General features: G+C 48.0%; 13 protein-coding genes. 4 read left to right on the plus strand and 9 right to left on the minus strand.

Going from position 1 to position 19,105, the window contains the following annotated elements; translation table 11 throughout:
- Positions 1-118 precede the first annotated feature (118 nt).
- Both FH968_RS14320 and manA read right to left on the minus strand, forming a co-directional pair.
- Positions 119-1,651, minus strand: a complete 1,533-nt coding sequence (locus FH968_RS14320) for a YdgA family protein (protein WP_139880541.1) — start codon at positions 1,649-1,651, stop codon at positions 119-121.
- Between the two features lie 134 nt (positions 1,652-1,785).
- The gene (gene manA, locus FH968_RS14325) at positions 1,786-2,958 is read right to left on the minus strand and encodes a mannose-6-phosphate isomerase (RefSeq protein WP_139880543.1); all 1,173 of its coding nucleotides are present in this window, start codon (positions 2,956-2,958) and stop codon (positions 1,786-1,788) included.
- Positions 2,959-3,164: 206 nt separating this feature from the next.
- Between manA and fumA the strand changes: the two genes are divergently transcribed.
- Both fumA and fumC read left to right on the plus strand, forming a co-directional pair.
- Entirely contained in the window at positions 3,165-4,811 is a 1,647-nt protein-coding gene (fumA, locus tag FH968_RS14330) for a class I fumarate hydratase FumA (protein ID WP_139880545.1), read from the plus strand.
- A gap of 51 nt (positions 4,812-4,862) precedes the next feature.
- Positions 4,863-6,260 carry a class II fumarate hydratase gene (gene fumC, locus FH968_RS14335; protein ID WP_139880547.1) on the plus strand — a complete coding sequence of 466 codons (1,398 nt, stop codon included), beginning with the start codon at positions 4,863-4,865 and terminating at the stop codon, positions 6,258-6,260.
- 18 nt (positions 6,261-6,278) lie between these two features.
- Here fumC and tus read toward each other — a convergent pair whose 3' ends face one another.
- The 7 genes from tus to ydgH form a co-directional block, all read right to left on the minus strand.
- On the minus strand, positions 6,279-7,208 hold the full coding sequence (tus, locus tag FH968_RS14340) for a DNA replication terminus site-binding protein (RefSeq protein ID WP_139880549.1): 930 nt from the start codon (positions 7,206-7,208) through the stop codon (positions 6,279-6,281).
- A gap of 101 nt (positions 7,209-7,309) precedes the next feature.
- A complete protein-coding gene (gene rstB, locus FH968_RS14345; RefSeq protein WP_139880552.1) occupies positions 7,310-8,626 on the minus strand; it encodes a two-component system sensor histidine kinase RstB in 1,317 nt (438 codons plus the stop codon).
- A 179-nt stretch (positions 8,627-8,805) separates the two neighbouring features.
- Entirely contained in the window at positions 8,806-10,917 is a 2,112-nt protein-coding gene (locus tag FH968_RS14350; protein ID WP_139880554.1) for an EAL domain-containing protein, read from the minus strand.
- Positions 10,918-11,431: 514 nt separating this feature from the next.
- The gene (gene rstA / locus FH968_RS14355) at positions 11,432-12,160 is read right to left on the minus strand and encodes a two-component system response regulator RstA (protein ID WP_139880556.1); all 729 of its coding nucleotides are present in this window, start codon (positions 12,158-12,160) and stop codon (positions 11,432-11,434) included.
- 75 nt (positions 12,161-12,235) lie between these two features.
- A complete protein-coding gene (gene folM / locus FH968_RS14360) occupies positions 12,236-12,961 on the minus strand; it encodes a dihydromonapterin reductase (RefSeq protein ID WP_139880558.1) in 726 nt (241 codons plus the stop codon).
- Between the two features lie 17 nt (positions 12,962-12,978).
- Positions 12,979-14,361, minus strand: a complete 1,383-nt coding sequence (locus FH968_RS14365; RefSeq protein ID WP_139880561.1) for an amino acid permease — start codon at positions 14,359-14,361, stop codon at positions 12,979-12,981.
- A 194-nt stretch (positions 14,362-14,555) separates the two neighbouring features.
- The gene (ydgH, locus tag FH968_RS14370) at positions 14,556-15,500 is read right to left on the minus strand and encodes a DUF1471 family protein YdgH (RefSeq protein ID WP_139880565.1); all 945 of its coding nucleotides are present in this window, start codon (positions 15,498-15,500) and stop codon (positions 14,556-14,558) included.
- Positions 15,501-16,021: 521 nt separating this feature from the next.
- On the opposite strand from ydgH, the gene pntA reads away from it, so the two are divergent.
- Positions 16,022-17,551 (plus strand): Re/Si-specific NAD(P)(+) transhydrogenase subunit alpha, encoded by a 1,530-nt coding sequence (gene pntA / locus FH968_RS14375; RefSeq protein WP_139880567.1) that lies wholly within the window; start codon positions 16,022-16,024, stop codon positions 17,549-17,551.
- A 10-nt stretch (positions 17,552-17,561) separates the two neighbouring features.
- A complete protein-coding gene (pntB, locus tag FH968_RS14380) occupies positions 17,562-18,950 on the plus strand; it encodes a Re/Si-specific NAD(P)(+) transhydrogenase subunit beta (RefSeq protein ID WP_139880569.1) in 1,389 nt (462 codons plus the stop codon).
- Positions 18,951-19,105: the final 155 nt, after the last annotated feature.

Below are 19,105 nucleotides of genomic sequence, written 5' to 3' on the forward strand. Positions count from 1 at the left end.
TGTTTGGCGATATGCAGAAACAGGCCGAAAGCCTGGTCGGGAATGTGCAAAGTAATATCGGAGGGCTATTCTAATAAAAAGCCTCCCGAAGGAGGCTTGTTTCAGCTACAACTCGCTATTACTGCTGCGGAACAGCCGGCGCTTCTAGTTCAGGTGCTGGAGCCACTTCTGGTTCGCCAGTACCTGCCATACCAAACATGCCAAACAGTTCGCTGAGGGTCATTTTCTGTCCGTTCAGTGTGACCTGGCCGTTCGCATATTGCAGGCTGGAAACCACTTTGTTGTCTTCCATTGAAGTCACGCGGAACATTTGCCCCATCGCGGCCAGACCTTTGACTTGCTGGTCAGCAAGTTTAGCGGCTTCGGCTGGTTGATACCCTTCAAGCTGCGCAACTTGAGTCATCAGCTCAGTCGCCATGTCCACTGGGATAACCAGTTTGCTATCCAGCGATTTCACTACACGATTAAGCTGTTCTTCCGGAGTTGTTGCTTCGCCTGTTGCTTGAGCGGGATCTTTTAGGAACAACGAAAGGTTAAAACTACTTTCACCTTTTGCATTTGTCCAGCTCAGCGGAGCAACGGTAATCACCGGATCACCTTTCAACAGCAGCGGCAGGTTAGCAGCAAACAACTCAACAATTTGTTGCTGGTAAATTTCAGGGTTTTGCGCGATTGCAGGGTCAGCCAACAGTTTCTGCGACTCTGCGTTATATTTCTGGCTGAATTCATGCACTGCTGCACCATCAAGGTTACCGATTTTGAGCGTTAATTTGCCGCTACCGATATCTTTATTCTGTACTTTCAGTGAGTTCAGGGTGTAATTGATTTGCCCGGAAAGATGCTTTTTATCTTCCTGAATTTCAGATTTGGCATCGATGTTAAACCCTTCCAACACTGCCATTTCTTTGCCTTCGATGGAAACGGCAAGCTTCTCGATAGTTGCTTTTTGGCTACCAATGCGTTCGATAAATTCGCTACGCGTACTGTTGCCTTCGGTTTTGATGCCGTTGAAGGTCATCTGCACGTGCTGGCCGTATTGGTTAACGGTTTTAACCAGGCCACTTTGTGCTTCACCGCTAATAGCAATTTTATCGCCCTGGCCGTCTACTTCAGCCTTGAACTCACCACCGCTAAAGGCCACTTTCTCTTCGCCATTTTCATAGTTCAGAGGCAGTAACGAGATATCGGAAGAGGTATCACCGCTGTAGCCGATACGAGTTTGCGCATCAATAAAGGACTGGCCTTTAGCAATATCAAACAATGGCTTAGTGGTTGGGTTGTTGACCAACGTTGTGTGGACTGATGCCATAGAAGGCAGAAGATTGAATTTTTTTAGCTGTGCAAACGGTAACGGGCCGTGATCGATAGTTTCGTTAAACACGATGCTTTGATCAGGCTTGAGGAGGGCACTCGTCATTCCCGCTGTAGGTTTGAGGACCAACTGCATGGAGCTGTGGAACAGGCCACGATGATAATCCTGGTAGCTTAGCGTCAAGCCAGCTTCCGGCGAGGCTTTGTTTAGTTCGGCATTCGCGTTGCTTATCATCTCCGCCATGCGGCCTTCAAGCTGTTTGCCAGTGTACCAGGATGCACCTGTCCACACCACGCCCAGAGCCACAATAACACTTACAGCAACCAGTGATTTTTTCATTCTGTTGTAGTCCATATTAAGAATACCTGCCGGTCGTCCTCCGACAGATGATTGAAATGCCAATAGGCATTTAATAAAATTTGTGCCCTGAGCATAGCAACCTTTGTCTTAAAAGGTCAGTAGCTGATGCAAAATCAGATTTTAGAATACACGCGTGCAACTCGGCCAACACCACTGATGGAAACCGGTGATTCTTCAGCAGAGATAAAGGCAGATTCACCTGGTTTGAGTACCAATTGTTGTTGACCTTTGCTCAATAAAGCTTCGCCTTCGGTGCAAAATACGATGGCAGCACTAGGTTGCGCGAGGCTGACTTGTTGGGTGCTGAGGTCGTGCAAAGAGAACGCGAAGTCATCAACAGGAATAGGGAAATCCAGGTCGTTATCGTGTTTCTCAGGTTTAGTCAGTAACTCAGCGGCAGGTTTTGGCACAAACTTAACATTTGCCACAAGCTCTGGAATGTCGATGTATTTGGGCGTCAGACCTGCGCGCAGTACGTTATCTGAGTTCGCCATCACTTCTAGTGCCACACCTTTCAGGTATGCGTGTGGTGTTTCCGCGAACAAGAACATCGCTTCGCCCGGCTGCAATTTCACCACGTTTAACAGCAGCGGCGAGAACAAGCCGCTGTCGTCCGGGTAAAACTCAGAAATTACACGAATCGTTTCCCACGGTTCGCCTTGTTGGTTATTCAGTGCGGCTTTCAACACACCCAGCGCGCGGGATTTCTCTGCATCTTTCATATTCAGCAAGCTTGCAAATAGCTGTGACAAACGTTCAGCATTCGGCTCTTGCAGGAAATGTGCGATGGCAGGATGTGCGCCGGAAACAGGCTGGAGCAAAGACACGATGTCGGAAAACTCACGGAAAGCGTTCATTGCAAGGAATGGCGTCAGAGCGAAAACCAGTTCTGGTTTGTGGTTCGGATCTTTGTAGTTACGCTCGGCCGCATCTAATGGAATGCCCGCCGCATTTTCTTTGGCAAAACCAATTTCGGACGCTTTCTTGTTAGGGTGCACCTGAATAGAAAGGGGTTGATCGGCGCACAGCACTTTGAAGAGGAACGGTAACTCACCAAAACGCTCTGCAACGGCCTTGCCTAAAAGCGCAGGTTTGTTAGCCTCAATCACGTCACGAAGTGAACGCTGCTTGCCATTATCAAGAATTTTTGAGCTGCTTTTTGGGTGTGCACCCATCCAGAGTTCCGCCATCGGCTGGTTTTCTGGATTTTCCACACCATAAAGTTCCGTTAACGCAGTTTTACTTCCCCATGCATAGTTTTGCACTGAGTTAATGAGTTTTTGCATTATCAAGCCCTGTTGTAGTCTAGCTAAAGTTCCGACTATTAAACCAATTATCTGAGGTGAAGTAACCAGGGGAGTAAAAAGTCGTATTAGTCTCAGTTTTTGTTAAAAAATTGTGTAGCATATTGTGACTTGTATTGTTAACGCAGCACCTGGTCTTGCGCTAAAAGATAAAAATTAACGTAGCTGATGTCGTAAGTGAGAGAACAATGTCGAATAAAGCCTTTCATTATCAAGAGCCGTTCCCGTTAAAAAAAGATGAAACTGAGTATTACCTGCTAAGCAGCGATTATGTTTCAGTATCCGAGTTCGAAGGGCAGGAAGTCCTCAAAGTTGATCCTAAAGCCCTCACTTTACTCACCCAACACGCCTTCCACGATGCCTCCTTTATGTTGCGCCCGGCCCATCAACAGCAGGTGGCCGATATCCTGAATGACCCAGAAGCCAGCGAAAACGATAAGTACGTTGCCCTTCAGTTCTTGCGTAATTCCGAAATCGCTGCAAAAGGCATTTTGCCAACCTGCCAGGATACCGGCACGGCGATTATCATGGGTAAAAAAGGCCAGCGTGTCTGGACCGGCGGTGGGGATGAAGAGGCACTTTCGCGCGGCGTCTATAACACCTTTATTGAAGATAACCTGCGCTACTCGCAAAACGCGGCGCTGGATATGTATAAAGAAGTGAACACCGGCACCAACTTGCCTGCGCAAATCGATCTCTACAGTGTTGATGGTGCTGAGTACAAATTCCTCTGCATCGCCAAAGGTGGTGGTTCAGCGAATAAAACTTATCTGTACCAGGAAACTAAGGCGCTACTGAGTCCTGGTCGCTTGAAAGATTATCTGGTCGAGAAAATGCGTAGCCTCGGCACTGCAGCATGCCCGCCATATCACGTGGCATTCGTCATTGGTGGCACTTCGGCAGAAGCTACGCTTAAAACCGTGAAGCTCGCCTCAACTAAATACTACGATGGGCTGCCAACTGAGGGTAACGAACACGGCCAGGCATTCCGCGACGTTCAACTCGAAGAAGAACTGTTGGAAGAAGCGCAGAATTTAGGGCTGGGCGCGCAGTTTGGCGGCAAATATTTCGCGCACGATATCCGCGTAGTGCGTCTGCCGCGTCATGGCGCATCATGCCCAATTGGCATGGGTGTTTCATGTTCAGCCGATCGCAACATCAAAGCGAAGATCAATCGCGATGGTATTTGGATCGAAAAGCTCGAACATAACCCTGGAAAATTTATTCCTCAGGAATTACGTCAGGCAGGTGAAGGTGAGGCGATTAAAGTTAACCTCAATCGTCCAATGAGCGAAATCCTTAAACAGTTATCACAATACCCTGTTTCTACGCGTCTTTCCCTTAGCGGGACGATTATTGTGGCACGTGACATCGCCCACGCTAAACTCAAAGAGCGGATCGACAATGGAGAAGGTTTGCCGCAATACATCAAGGACCATCCAGTGTATTACGCGGGCCCTGCCAAAACACCAGATGGTTATGCGTCAGGTTCGCTTGGGCCGACCACTGCCGGGCGTATGGATTCTTACGTTGATCTCTTACAAGCCAACGGTGGCAGCATGGTGATGCTGGCAAAAGGCAACCGTAGCCAACAAGTTACTGATGCATGCCACAAACACGGTGGTTTCTATCTTGGCAGCATCGGCGGCCCGGCGGCGGTTCTGGCGCAACAAAGCATTAAGAGTCTGGATTGTGTTGAATACGCCGAGTTGGGGATGGAAGCCATCTGGAAAATAGAAGTTGAAGATTTCCCGGCCTTTATTCTGGTTGATGACAAGGGCAACGATTTCTTCCAGAAAATACATGCCTCTCAATGTACAAGATGTGTGAAGTAAACATCTCAAGCCGCCCATAAGGGCGGTTTTTTTAGCTCAAAGGAGAATGAAATGGCATCCGTACGTTTTGAAAAAGACTCAATGGGCCCGATCGACGTTCCGGCAGATAAACTGTGGGGTGCTCAAACTCAGCGCTCACTTGAGCATTTCCGTATTTCAACCGAAAAAATGCCCACGGCGCTGATTCATGCGTTGGCGTTAACCAAACGAGCGGCCGCGAAGGTCAACATGGATTTGGGTTTGCTGGCCACAGAGCGCGGAACAGCCATTATTCAAGCGGCCGATGAAGTTCTGGAAGGCAAACATCCCGACGAGTTCCCTCTGGCTATCTGGCAAACCGGTTCTGGCACCCAGAGCAATATGAACATGAACGAAGTGCTGGCAAACCGGGCGAGCGAGATCCTCGGCGGTGTGCGTGGTATGGAGCGCAAAGTTCATCCTAATGACGATGTGAATAAGAGCCAAAGCTCGAATGACGTTTTCCCAACGGCGATGCACGTCGCAGCGGTGATTGCGGTACGCGAGCAACTGATCCCACAACTTAACGTACTGAAAACCACATTGCAGGGCAAAGCTGAAGCCTTCCGCGATATTGTTAAAATTGGTCGTACGCACTTGCAGGACGCCACACCGCTAACTTTAGGCCAGGAGATTTCCGGCTGGGTGGCGATGCTCGAGCATAACCTCAAACACGTCGAGAACAGCCTGCCGCACGTTGCAGAGCTGGCATTGGGCGGGACTGCGGTTGGAACTGGGTTGAATACGCATCCGGAATACGCGGTGCGCGTCGCTAAAGAACTGGCGGAAATTACCCGGCAACCGTTTGTCACCGCGCCAAATAAATTCGAAGCACTGGCAACCTGCGATGCGCTGGTTCATGCCCATGGGGCATTAAAAGGACTTGCGGCGTCGTTGATGAAAATCGCCAACGATGTACGTTGGTTATCTTCTGGGCCGCGTTGTGGGATTGGTGAAATCGCAATTCCTGAGAACGAACCTGGTAGTTCAATCATGCCAGGAAAGGTCAACCCAACCCAATGCGAAGCAATGACAATGCTGTGCTGCCAGGTGATGGGTAACGATGTCGCAGTGAATATGGGGGGAGCATCCGGCAACTTTGAGCTGAACGTTTATCGCCCGATGGTGATTCATAACTTCCTGCAATCTGTGCGTTTACTCGCCGATGGTATGGAAAGCTTTAACGAACATTGTGCTGTGGGTATCGAACCGAATCGTGACCGAATCACGCAATTGCTCAATGAATCGCTGATGCTGGTGACCGCACTTAATACTCATATTGGCTACGACAAAGCAGCAGAAATCGCCAAGAAAGCCCATAAAGAAGGGCTGACTCTTAAAGCATCTGCATTAACACTCGGTTATTTGACTGAGGACGAATTCGATGCCTGGGTGCGCCCGGAAGAGATGGTTGGCAGCATGAAACAGTAAGTTTTACCGTGCCTGCATCTATTCTTCGCAATACAGATGCAGGCGTGGGATCACCAACCGCAGCGGTTGAGCATCCGGCTTATAACGATGGCGAATATTATCCGCGTCATAATTCAGCAGCTCCCCCATATCCGGTGGCATTTCGCCACGGTCAGAGTTACACAATACGACAAGTGGTGAAGGGCAGGCGTGTTGTACCTGCTTTTTGCGCGCCTGATACCAGGCGCGGGCCACAGGCTGCACTTTTACCGGTCGTTTAATCTTCAGGCGTACATTATCTGACAGGCTGCTGATGGCGTTTAGTTCGCGTGTAATCTGTTCGGCCCATTGCTCACGGGTATACGGCGGTACGGCGCGATTAGCCATTAAGCTCTTTTCGAGTATCTCAATAACTTCGCGACGGGTGTAATTCTTGATAATTTGCTTGTTGGCCCAGCCAAAGTTCAGCGTGGTGGGGTTTTCCAGCAGGGTGATTGTGCGGTACGCGTTCAGGGTGATAAGCCCGGGAATATGGCGATGAACCCATTCAAAGCGCTGCACACTGGGTAAACCTGATTCCACACTGATAATGTTTTCAAAATCATGCTTGAGCTGGTTAATTCGGTTAACTAGCATTTGAGTTTGGCTGCGTGCCATATCATCTACTTGATAGCAAACGGCTCCTGGTAGGCGCACTGCGGCCTTGCTGCTGGTTTTTTCTGATTGTTGCTGAATAAACAAACGGGTGAGGTGGGTAAGAGTGGCTTGATGTGCCTCTTTGCCAACCAACTGCTGTACCTCGATTTGAGTGACAGCATCATGCTCTTTGCCTTTATCCACAAGAGGTAACGGGAAGACACGACTCACTAATAATCTATAACTATCGAGCTGCTCACGCAGTTGATGGAGAGCCTGCTCGAGCTCACGAAAAGTTCTGTTCAATCGCTCAATCAAATCATATTTTGCCATTTCGCCACCCGATTAGTTACAACATACTAAAGAATTTATAACACAGAGAGACGAGCCTGACCACCGTCGTTGCAGTTGTCAGGCAGGGGAAGATTCGATTTTTAGCGGCGAGGAGTAATCGATGCTAACGGCAGAGGTGATTCGGTTTTTATCGGCCAGCTAAAGCGGAAACGAGCGCCACCCAGAGCACCGCTGTCTACTGCAACGGTACCTTCCATTGCGGTTGCAACCGAATGAACAATCGCCAGCCCAAGTCCGCAGCCTCCCGTTGCGCGATCACGGCTTGGGTCGAGTCGTACAAAGGGTTCAAACACCCGTTGGCGTTCCTCAGCAGGAATGCCGGGGCCGTCATCTTCAACCTGTAAAATAGCGGTTTGCTCATCAAGCCACAGGCTGATGCGCAGTTTCTCTTTGCTGTAACGAAGTGCATTGTTAACGAGGTTATCTGTCACACGTTCCATCAGGCGTAGGTCAATCAGGCCAAAATCCCCAGCGGGTGGGGTATCCAACAGAATGTCGAGATGCGGATGGATAATTCTGACATCCGCAATATGGTCATTGAGCCAGAGGGGGACATTAACGCTCGCCAGTTGCAACTCGGTTTGTGGGCGATCCAGACGTGCGTAGGTCAGCAGTTCTTCAATTAGTGCTTCCAGTTGGCCAATGTCGCGGTTTAGCGCCAGTGATTCCGCTTCAGTAAGATTATCACTCATCTCCAGGCGATAGCGTAAACGCACGAGCGGGGTTCGCAACTCATGAGCAATGCCGTCTATCAGCATCTTTTTACTGGCAATTTGTGCATTAATACTATCGGCCATCTGGTTAAAGGCGACACCTAAGCGTTCAAAACTTGAAGCACTGTCAAAATGGATTCGTTCATCAAGATGTCCTTTGCCCAACCTTTGCGCTGCCATTTCCAGCTTGAGCATGTCCTTCCAGTGCGGGCGCATCCAGATAAACACCGGGAAGGCGAGGGAGATCGCGATAAACGCCATAAGCATGACATCCAGCAAACGCATCTGGTGTAAGAAAAAGAGATAAGGAATCGGGCCGACCGCCAGTACGTAATGGCTGCGAGGAATGCGCTGAATAAACGTGTATTCCTCGTCGAGCGCGACAATTTCCCCGGCACGTAGATGATGCATGGTCATTTCATCAAGCTTGAATTTTTCTATCGGCTCAATATGCAGCTTGAAGGATAAATTAAGATCAAGATCTTTGATGGTGCGGTTCCAGTCACGTGGGGGAATTTCCCGCAACTCACTGCGCATCAAATATAAAGAACTTTTCATTAAGTCGTCCAGCGACTGGCGACCGGCACGCTCAGCAGTAAATTTATACACCAGGCCAACCAACATGGTCATCACCAGAAAGCAGACGAAGAGTAAAAGATAGAACTGAATAAATAACTTTTTCAACGAAAATCACCGGCTTATCAGTTGGTTGGGTGCTGCATCCTGGTATTCAGGAGCACCAGGGGACATGAATGAGTGAATTTTAGAGTTTTCATGCCCCAACGAGCGGCTATGAAAGCAGGGTTTGCTCCTGCTGACAATATCTGGTGTACATAAGTGTGGTGTAATTAATGACGCAGAGGTTAAACCAGTACTTCTATATTGGGCTGTAAAGGAGGTTGCTGGTTATCATTTTTATGTTGCTCAGCGAGGAGCTGGCAGATGACTTTTCCCGGTAACGGGCGGTGGAACAGAAAACCCTGACAGAATTCAATTCCAGCTAATTGTACCTGCTCTAATTCTTTTTGTGTTTCAACACCTTCGATAAGAATTTCACATTGAACCACCATGCACAATTTAACAACCTGTTGCAGGAAGCTAAATCCATCTGGCTTTGCCAGACCGAGCACCATTGATCTATCGAGCTTTATCTTATCCAGGGGATAACGGGTCAAGTAGTGCAGAGTCGAATAACCAGAGCCAAAGTCATCGAGTGCAATTTTAATACCACGCGAGTGCATATATTCCAGAACTGCGGCGACACGAACCGGTTCCTGAATTTTTTGTGACTCAGTGATTTCAAATTCCAGAGTCCACCCGGCAGGAAGCCGTTTAGCCATCACCTTGTGAACAACGTGTAGTAATCTGTAATCGTTTAGCGTTTGAGGCGAAATATTGACAGACAACGTCATGTTCTGTGCATCAGACATGTTCTCACGAACGTAATCCAGCGCATGTTCCAGTACCCAAAAATCAATCTCTGGCATCAGGCCGGTGCATTCATAGTATTTCAGGAAAGTCGGTGGAGTTATCTTCCCGCAATCGCTTTGGTGGCGAATAAGCACTTCAAGAGCGACAATTTTATTGTCAGATAAACGAATCTGCGGTTGGTAATGGAGGATGAACTGACCTCTGGTTTGCAGCTTCTCAATTTGCCTTTGGGCTTCAATATAGCTGTTTTCTTCAACAACATGACTATAGTTAGGTACCATCTCAAAATCAGTCGGTTGGTTGATTTTCATCTCACCGGTCAGCAAGTCGAGATCGCTATTTTCGGACATTGGCTGTTTTAATGAGCTTCTGACGAACGGCCGATAAATAAACACCCCAAGGATGATAAGCAGAAAGTAAAGGATTTCGGAGCCGGCTGAGTGACCGCTGGCTAGCCACACTTTAATCGGCCCAGGTGTTGACCAACTGACGATTTCAGAAATTGGCGGGATAATGCCAAGATAAGTTGCGCTATATGCCACCAGGTAAGAGATTAATGGCGTTACTACAAACGGAATTATCATGACCGGATTCAGGACAATCGGAAAACCAAAAATCAGCGGTTCGTTTATGTTAAACAGTGCCATGGGTGCAGCGATACTCAGCAAGCGCCGATGCGGGCTTTTTTTCTGCAACAAAATACAGATGATCAAACTCAGCGTATTCCCGGTGCCACCGGAATTGCACCACATATCGTAGAAGACGGGGCTGAGAATATTAAGCGCACCATGTCCTGTATGCCAGTCACTGATATTTACTTTTGTTGCAGCGGTAAAAGCGACATCAATATCCATAAATAGATAGTAGCCATGAAGGCCAAAGAACCATGGCATGCTACGCAGTAATACATAAGCAATGCCATGTAAAAAATCTACTGGATAAAAATAAATAGACAGGTTGCTGAAAAAAGTCATCAGTTTGTTTAGATAACCTTCAGCCCCTAGTTTTATTACACAGCTGAAGAGGGCGATAATCCCTAGTGTAGTGAAAAAAGAAATAATCGTTACGTTATTGTTATCTTTCCATAGACGAATTTTTAGCAAATATTTACTGACAATCTCCTGTAGTACATTGCCAATAATTCCAGATACCAAAGCCATGGGAATACTGATGTCTAAGAAAAACTGGGCATTATCATCAAGGATTCGGCGGAAAATCATCAGGGTACTGATGCTCAGTGCGATACAGTATATTTGCGAAAGACGGTTTCTGACAGCCCAGTGAACGGCAATATAAATGTTCATGACCAGCGGGGCGAGTGCCAGGAAACCAATCTGTAACTGCATGAACCAAATTGCAGCATCGTTGAAGCCTGCTGTTTCACAGATGACCGAAGCGGTAATAACCAGCCCGCGAACAATCGATAAGGGAACAATGGCCATAGTGCTGGCAATAATGGCATGAGCATAGCGATTATTTAATAATCTGATTTGGCTGTTATTTAAGCGATGTAACAGACTGTTGTTGAACCATGCTTTTATCACAAAATTACCTGAAGCAATTACGCTTACGTTAATGGTTGCTTTTAAACAGATGACTGAGGCGTCAAGCTCAGTGGTTCTGGTATTAATGGGGCGTTAAATTATATATTTTCTACAATAATCCAGGTTAGCAATGTCCAAAAATAAAACTTTTAAAATATCTAATTTCAAAAAAAATCAAGTAACACTTAATCAACATTTGAATGTGGCGTAAAATAATTAACGCACTTCTATTTATTTATAAGCATAATTGATAACAAAATAAATACACCGTGATAATAAAACCATTATGATTTTGAAGTGGAAATGTATTTGTCTTACGGGCATTAAAATACAGAATTAAATCTATCATATCAGAAGTATTTATTTCTATGTAGTCGTGTACCGAACTAAGATTTAAGAATTTTTCAAAATTGCATTCAACGCGCATCCAGGATAGATATTTTCTATCACCAGAAACGCGTTGTTGGTCGAAAAGTTCACTTCTGCAATTGAAGCCTTTTTATGTTCCGGGTAACTAAGCTTCACTTTCCCAGGCGTGAGGAGCGAATAGATAGCCTTTGTTGCGTACTGTTTTGATACGGAACGGCTCTGTTGCACTGTCGTAGAGTTTTTTTCTCAGGCGCGAAATAGCAACGTCGACGCTGCGATCCAGGCCGTCGTAGGTCACTCCGCGCAGGTTTTTCAGCAATACATCTCTGTCCATGATTTGCCCTGCGTGAGTCGCCAGTTCCCATAGCAAATCGAAATCAGCGGTGGAAAGAGTGATGTTCTCAGCACCAAGCGTAACCTGGCGGTTTACCGGATCGATGCACAACGTGCCAAAACGCATTGCTTTGTGTGGTTTAAGCATGCTGGGGCTACTTTCAACAGTATGTTGTGCAGAAACCCGTTGGCGCAGGTGAAGACGTAAACGGGCCAGCAGAACGGCGGGTGGGGTAGTTTTGAGAATATAATCGTTAGCGCCCATCTCTAGCGACAAGATATGGTTCATATCGCTGTCCAGGGAGGTGAGTAGAACAATCGGGCCGTCCCATTGCGGACGCAGGTCGCGGCACAACGTCATACCGTCTTTACCGGGCAGCATCACATCCAGCAACACAAGGTCAGGGCACTCCTGCGCAATGGTGGCTTCAGCATGATCTCCACGACTTTCGACAATCACATCAATGTCATGTTTGCCTAAGTAAGCGGCAATCAACGATCCTACTTCCGGATCGTCTTCTACATATACGATTTTATTCATAGCCCAGCACATCGGATCAAAAAGAAAACATACACTGCTAAAGGTTTTTACGCCATAAATCACGGGTAAACAGAACTATCGAAGCGGGCGACCACCATCGACAGAATGCGTTCGGCCAGTGACATATTGGCTACTTAGCAGATACTCGACCAGCGCAATAATCTCTTGTTCGCCTGGCACTATTTTCATCAAAGATTTGTTTAACGCCTGCTTACGGTATTCCGCATCGTCATTCTCATTGAACATAATCATGGCCGGCGCAATAGAATTTACTTTGACTTCGGGTGCCAGTTTGCGGGCAAACGAACGGGTCAAATTATCCAGCGCGGCTTTACTGGCAGCATAGGCGACATGCTTATCGCTTCCGCGCTCAACGACATAATCCGTGAAATGAATAATATCGGCACTGGCATGTCCATGGCCACGCAGCAGAGGCTCCAGATAATGATTGAGCAGGTAAGGAGTATTGACGTGAATTTGAAGCATTGCCGCCAGGATATCAGCCGGAGACGAGTGAGGGGACTCAGCAAGCCAGGCGCTGGCATTATGCAAAATGGCGCGCAGGCCGTCGCAATGCTGCTTCACAGCATCGGCGAATTGCTCAATGCCCTGATTGGTTGAAAAGTCCCCTAACAGGCAAACGGCACCCGCCTGCTCCAGCTCATCTACCACCGGATAACGCGTACGGTAACTAATAATGACCGGATGCTGTTGAGCCAGAAAATGTCGAGCTAACGCCAGGCCAATTCGTTTACCGGCACCGGTAATCAAAATGGGACGTGAAGTTGAAACTTTCCCCATCAATGGCTCCTTGTGATTTATTTCACCAATACCCATGTTGCAGGAAATGCGGCCGCCAGCACCAGTAAAATCACCGTCTTTTCCTTAAGGTTCAGGCTGATGTCATGCGTATGAGTACTGCGTGTATACATAAAGACTAATAAACCCGGCGCATACAGTACCACTGAAAGCAGTAAATGCATGGGACCTGACGCATAAAGCAACCATAGGCCATAAATGCATGCGCCAAGACCAATCGCCTTGTGGAGCGGACGTGTGGAGACCTTCAGCAAAAAGGCACCGACGAGGAAGTAGGGAACCAGAATCATTTCTGATGCAATCGTCAGCAACGTGTTGTAGTCCGAACCGGTTAACCAAATGAGCACCAGGCAAATTTGTACGCTGATATTGGTGAGCCACAGCGAAGCCGACGGTGCATTATTTTTGTTTTGGCGGGCAAAAACTTTCGGAAATGCTTTATGTGTGGCCGCAAGGAATGGCACTTCGGCAGCCATAATCGTCCAGCTCAAATACGCGCCACTTACTGAAACAATCAGGCCGGCTGCGATAATCACTTCACCCCATGGCCCCATCATTTCTACCATCAAACCTGCCATCGACGGGTTACGCATTTCAGCCAATTCCGGACGAGCAAGAACACCAAGAGACAGCAATGTAACCAGCAGATAAACGCCAAGGGCTGCAATAACGGCAAGCAGCGTGGCGCGCCCGACATCATTTTTATTGCGCGCACGGGCAGACACCACAACCGCACCTTCAACACCAATAAATACCCACAGGGTAATCAGCATGGTGTTTTTTACCTGTTCCCAAACCGGAACACCAAGTGCAATCCCGCTGAAATCGAGAGTAAAAGTGGAAAGTTTGAAGGCTATCGCCGCCAGCACCACAAACAGACCCAAAGGTAGCAGCTTAGCTAAGGTGGCAACCAAATTGATACTGGCTGCGGTCTGCACACCGCGTAACACAAGGAAGTGCACCATCCACAGCAGCACGGAAGCACCGATGATTGATTGCCACGTATTACCGTCGCCAAACAGACGCAGTTCTGGTGTATCGGTGAAGAAACTCAAAGCCGAGAAAACGATAACCAGATACGAGACGTTAGCTATTACCGCGCAAAGCCAGTAACCCCAGGCCGAAAAGAAGCCGATGAGTTCGCCAAAACCTTCACGTGCATAGGTAAAAATTCCGCCATCTAAATCGGGACGCAAACGGGTCAACACCAACATAGCCAGAGCCAGCAATAAAATACCCGCCCCTGTAATGGCCCAACCGATCAGTAATGCTGCGGGGCTCGCCACACTCGCCATGTTTTGCGGCAGGCTAAATACACCCGCACCAAGCATAGAGCTCAAAACCAATGCAGTTAATGCGGCGAGGCCAAGCTTCTTTTCCATAGCAGTCCCATAAAATTCAATTAAGGCCCAGCATAATTATCATGTTTTTCTGCATAAAAATGGTGGGTAACACTAAGGCGCGGAATTTTACGGAGTGTTAGAGCTGCTTGCAATGACATGAGCCATAAAATGCTCGGAGTGATAAAAAAAGGGTAGCTAAGCTACCCTTTTTAAGCGCTATGACGGACTAGAACTTATTTATACAGGTCGGCGCTGACTGTCAGGTTGCCACCACGTTCTTCCCATTGACGGGTAATGTGGTAGTACTTCGCACCTTTCTTAGCGGCGCGTTTAGCAACCTGGTATGACACCTCAGTGCTGCTGCTGTAGTGACCGGTGAACTTCACGCTGTCAAATGGAACCATTTGTGCAGCAGTGACTTTGTTCACTTCCTGAATCTTAGTGCCATCCGGAAGCGTTACGGTATAACGGCCACCTTGAGTGGTTTGCGTTTCAAAGAAACGGCCCACATCAGAACTCGGGGCACTGGAGCTTGCAACGCCTGGGATTTCAACCGCTGCTGCGGCCGCGCCACCAGCGGCCAGAGCCGCTTTACCTGCATCGGAGTCAGCCGGAATCACATCTGCGCTTTGCAGAACGCGCTTCTTGGCATCCTTTTTATAGACGAAGGCGGTAATACGCTGATTGCCACCTGAGTTTGCGTCAACCTGGCGCACAATAAAGAACGAATCGGCACCTTTTTGTTTAGCGGCGCGAGTAATTGCATCGTTAACTTCAGGCTGACTGCGATAAAAGCCCTGGATTGTCACGGTATCGAACGGTTCAAGAGCATATGCTTGATCTTTCGGTAACTCAGTTACGCCGTTGATCACGCGATTAGAAGTCTTCTCAGCTTTTGGTGCATCGGCATGATAAACATCAGCGACTACGCGCCAGTTACCGCTGCCGCTGGCATCGTTTGTATCCAAAACGTAAAAAGAGGCAGCGCCCATTTTATCCGCACGACGTGAAACGGCATCGACAGCATCACCAATCGCATTAAAACGGCCAGTGATTGTAATGCGTTCGAACGGTTTAAGAGCAGCAGCTTGATCTGGAGTCAGTTCCGTTGCTGCCTGAGCGGACAGCGTAGTAAGGGAAATCAGTGCTGACGCCAGAAGGGTGTTCTTGAGCTTCATAAAAATAATCCTTCGCCTTGCGCAAAATGAATACAAATACCGCATTCTCTGAGGGTTACCTGTTAGCCGCAGATTATTGCATTGAAACACTACTACTGTCTGCGGCATTTTTCATTCTGCAATCTCTGATTGCAGATCCTTTCCATAACTAAAGTTTATAGGTTATTAAAAGAGTGCTTTGACCAGTAAAAGTGATAAAGCTTACAACTTAATTAGTTAATGTAATGTTAAATACGCATTTAGCAGTGGCGCAGAATCGTGAATTGGTGCGCCGATGAAGCGTATTATCAGGTGTCGTAGGTGAAAATTAGTCGAAAAGAGCTGTCTTAGGAGCTTAACGCTAAGTTTTTACGATAATGATACAAATACTGAGATCCTTTCCTAGATCACAGGCGTTATTTTCAGTAGGTTATAAATAGTTTGTTACAGACGTATTTTTAATTGAACCGGTGACGGAACTGACGATTGCCAAGGCAATGTCTGACAAACCATCAACAAAAAAACAGATGGAAGGGAATACTATGCGTATTGGGGTACCAAAAGAGCGGTGGGCGGGTGAATCCCGCGTGGCAGCCACGCCAAAAACAGTGGAGCAATTGCTGAAACTGGGTTTCACCGTTACTGTTGAAAGTGGCGCAGGCAAACGGGCAAGCTTTGATGACGAGGCATTTGTGCAGGCTGGCGCGACCATTTCAGATACTGCTGAGGTCTGGCAATCTGACATCGTTCTGAAAGTGAATGCACCACAGGACAGCGAAATCGAGCTGATGCGTGAAGGCTCTCAGCTGGTGAGCTTTATCTGGCCTGCGCAGAATCCGGAGCTGCTCGAAAAACTCGCTGCTAAAAATGTCACTGTGATGGCCATGGATTCAGTGCCACGTATTTCTCGTGCGCAATCGCTGGATGCCCTGAGTTCAATGGCAAACATTGCGGGTTATCGTGCAATTGTTGAAGCTGCTCATGAATTCGGCCGTTTCTTTACCGGGCAAATTACTGCCGCGGGCAAAGTGCCACCGGCTAAAGTAATGGTTATCGGTGCAGGGGTCGCAGGGCTTGCGGCAATTGGTGCGGCAAACAGCCTTGGCGCAATTGTTCGTGCATTCGACACCCGTCCTGAAGTTAAAGAACAAGTGCAAAGTATGGGCGCTGAGTTCCTTGAACTGGACTTTAAAGAAGAAGCGGGCAGCGGCGATGGCTATGCCAAAGTGATGTCCGAAGCGTTCATTAAAGCCGAAATGGAATTGTTTGCCGCGCAAGCCAAAGAAGTCGACATTATTGTCACGACGGCTCTGATTCCAGGTAAACCTGCACCAAAACTCATTACACGTGAAATGGTTGACTCCATGCAACCGGGCAGTGTGATTGTTGATTTGGCTGCACAAAACGGTGGGAACTGCGAATACACCGTCGCCGATCAGGTCACCATTACACCAAACGGTGTGAAGGTTATCGGTTACACTGATCTTCCAAGTCGTCTGCCAACACAATCTTCTCAACTTTACGGTACTAACCTGGTTAACCTGTTGAAACTGCTCTGCAAAGAGAAAGATGGCAACACGGTGGTTGATTTTGAAGATGTGGTAGTTCGTGGTGTTACGGTCATTCGCGATGGCGAAGTTACCTGGCCTGCACCTCCAATTCAGGTTTCAGCACAACCTCAAGCTGCCGCTAAACAAGCAGCTGTACCAATCGAAGAGAAAAAACCGGTTTCACCATGGCGCAAATATGCGTTTATGGCGCTGGCAATCATTCTATTTGGTTGGCTTGCTAATGTTGCACCACCAGAGTTCCTCGGCCACTTCACCGTGTTTGCACTGTCGTGCGTGGTGGGTTACTACGTGGTATGGAACGTTTCCCATGCATTGCATACTCCATTGATGTCGGTGACTAACGCCATTTCAGGGATTATCGTTGTTGGCGCATTGTTGCAAATTGGTCATGGTGGCTGGGTTAGCGTTCTGAGCTTTATTGCCGTCCTGATTGCCAGTATCAATATTTTTGGTGGTTTCACCGTCACTCAGCGCATGCTGAAAATGTTCCGGAAGAACTAAGGGGTAACACATGTCTGGTGGATTAGTTACAGCAGCATACATTGTTGCCGCTATTCTGTTTATTTTCAGCCTGGCGGGGCTGTCAAAACACGAAACGTCCAAGCAAGGTAACTTGTTCGGTATGGCAGGTATGGCCATTGCGCTGGTTGCGACCATCTTCGGGCCACAAGCCGGTAACGTAGTGTGGATTATCGTGGCTATGGTTATTGGTGGTGCCATCGGTATGCACCTTGCGAAGAAAGTTGAAATGACCCAGATGCCGGAGTTGGTGGCAATTCTGCACAGCTTCGTGGGTCTGGCGGCGGTACTGGTTGGCTTCAATAGCTACCTTGACCACGCACCAGGTCTTGAGCCGGTTATGGAAAATATCCATTTAACGGAAGTTTTCCTCGGTATCTTCATTGGTGCGGTGACCTTCACGGGTTCTATCGTGGCGTTTGGCAAATTACGCGGCAAAATTTCCTCTAAACCGCTGATGCTCCCTAATCGTCATAAGCTGAACCTGGCCGCATTGGTTGTTTCATTTGCCATGCTTATCATCTTCGTTCGTACTGAAAGCGTTGGCTTGCAGGTACTGGCGTTGCTGGTGATGACCATTATTGCGCTGGTTGTCGGTTGGCACTTGGTTGCGTCGATTGGCGGTGCTGATATGCCAGTTGTTGTGTCCATGCTGAACTCCTACTCCGGTTGGGCGGCGGCTGCTGCGGGCTTTATGCTCAGCAACGACCTGCTGATTGTTACCGGTGCGCTGGTCGGTTCTTCAGGTGCGATTCTGTCTTACATCATGTGTAAGGCGATGAACCGTTCCTTTATCAGCGTTATCGCAGGCGGCTTCGGTACTGACGGTTCTTCTACCGGTGAAGACGAAGAAGTGGGCGAGCACCGTGAAATAACGGCAGAAGATACGGCGGACATGCTGAAACACTCTACCTCAGTGATTATCACTCCAGGGTATGGCATGGCAGTTGCTCAGGCGCAGTATCCCGTTGCTGAAATTACTGAGAAACTGCGTGCGCGTGGCATCAAAGTTCGCTTTGGTATTCACCCAGTTGCTGGGCGTTTACCTGGCCACATGAACGTATTGCTGGCTGAAGCTCGCGTTCCGTACGACGTGGTTCTGGAAATGGATGAAATCAATGATGATTTCACTGACACCGATACCGTTCTGGTTATCGGCGCGAACGATACCGTTAACCCTGCGGCGCTAGAAGATCCGCGCAGCCCGATTGCGGGTATGCCAGTGTTGGAAGTATGGAAAGCGCAAAACGTTATCGTGTTCAAACGTTCTATGAATACCGGCTATGCTGGGGTGCAAAACCCGCTGTTCTTTAAAGAGAATACACACATGCTGTTTGGCGATGCCAAAGCCAGCGTCGAAGCCATTCTTAAAGCACTCTAATTTTTAAAGAGTAAGAGATGCTTCTCAAAACCGCCTTTCGGGGCGGTTTTTTTATACCCAAGTATCACGACTATAAATGCAAAAATACGTTTAACTATATGAATACTTTCAATAATAATGTAAGAAAGGAAGGGCGCGCCCAACAAAAAGCCCGT

The organism is Buttiauxella sp. B2 (assembly GCF_006376615.1).
Taxonomy (GTDB): domain Bacteria; phylum Pseudomonadota; class Gammaproteobacteria; order Enterobacterales; family Enterobacteriaceae; genus Buttiauxella.

Bases quoted from the DNA above. Each gene is read 5' to 3' on its own strand.
- FH968_RS14320 (WP_139880541.1), bottom strand. From the start codon at position 1,651: ATGAAAAAATCACTGGTTGCTGTAAGTGTTATTGTGGCTCTGGGCGTG.
- manA (WP_139880543.1), bottom strand. From the start codon at position 2,958: ATGCAAAAACTCATTAACTCAGTGCAAAACTATGCATGGGGAAGTAAA.
- fumA (WP_139880545.1), top strand. From the start codon at position 3,165: ATGTCGAATAAAGCCTTTCATTATCAAGAGCCGTTCCCGTTAAAAAAA.
- fumC (WP_139880547.1), top strand. From the start codon at position 4,863: ATGGCATCCGTACGTTTTGAAAAAGACTCAATGGGCCCGATCGACGTT.
- tus (WP_139880549.1), bottom strand. From the start codon at position 7,208: ATGGCAAAATATGATTTGATTGAGCGATTGAACAGAACTTTTCGTGAG.
- rstA (WP_139880556.1), bottom strand. From the start codon at position 12,160: ATGAATAAAATCGTATATGTAGAAGACGATCCGGAAGTAGGATCGTTG.
- folM (WP_139880558.1), bottom strand. From the start codon at position 12,961: ATGGGGAAAGTTTCAACTTCACGTCCCATTTTGATTACCGGTGCCGGT.
- FH968_RS14365 (WP_139880561.1), bottom strand. From the start codon at position 14,361: ATGGAAAAGAAGCTTGGCCTCGCCGCATTAACTGCATTGGTTTTGAGC.
- ydgH (WP_139880565.1), bottom strand. From the start codon at position 15,500: ATGAAGCTCAAGAACACCCTTCTGGCGTCAGCACTGATTTCCCTTACT.
- pntA (WP_139880567.1), top strand. From the start codon at position 16,022: ATGCGTATTGGGGTACCAAAAGAGCGGTGGGCGGGTGAATCCCGCGTG.
- pntB (WP_139880569.1), top strand. From the start codon at position 17,562: ATGTCTGGTGGATTAGTTACAGCAGCATACATTGTTGCCGCTATTCTG.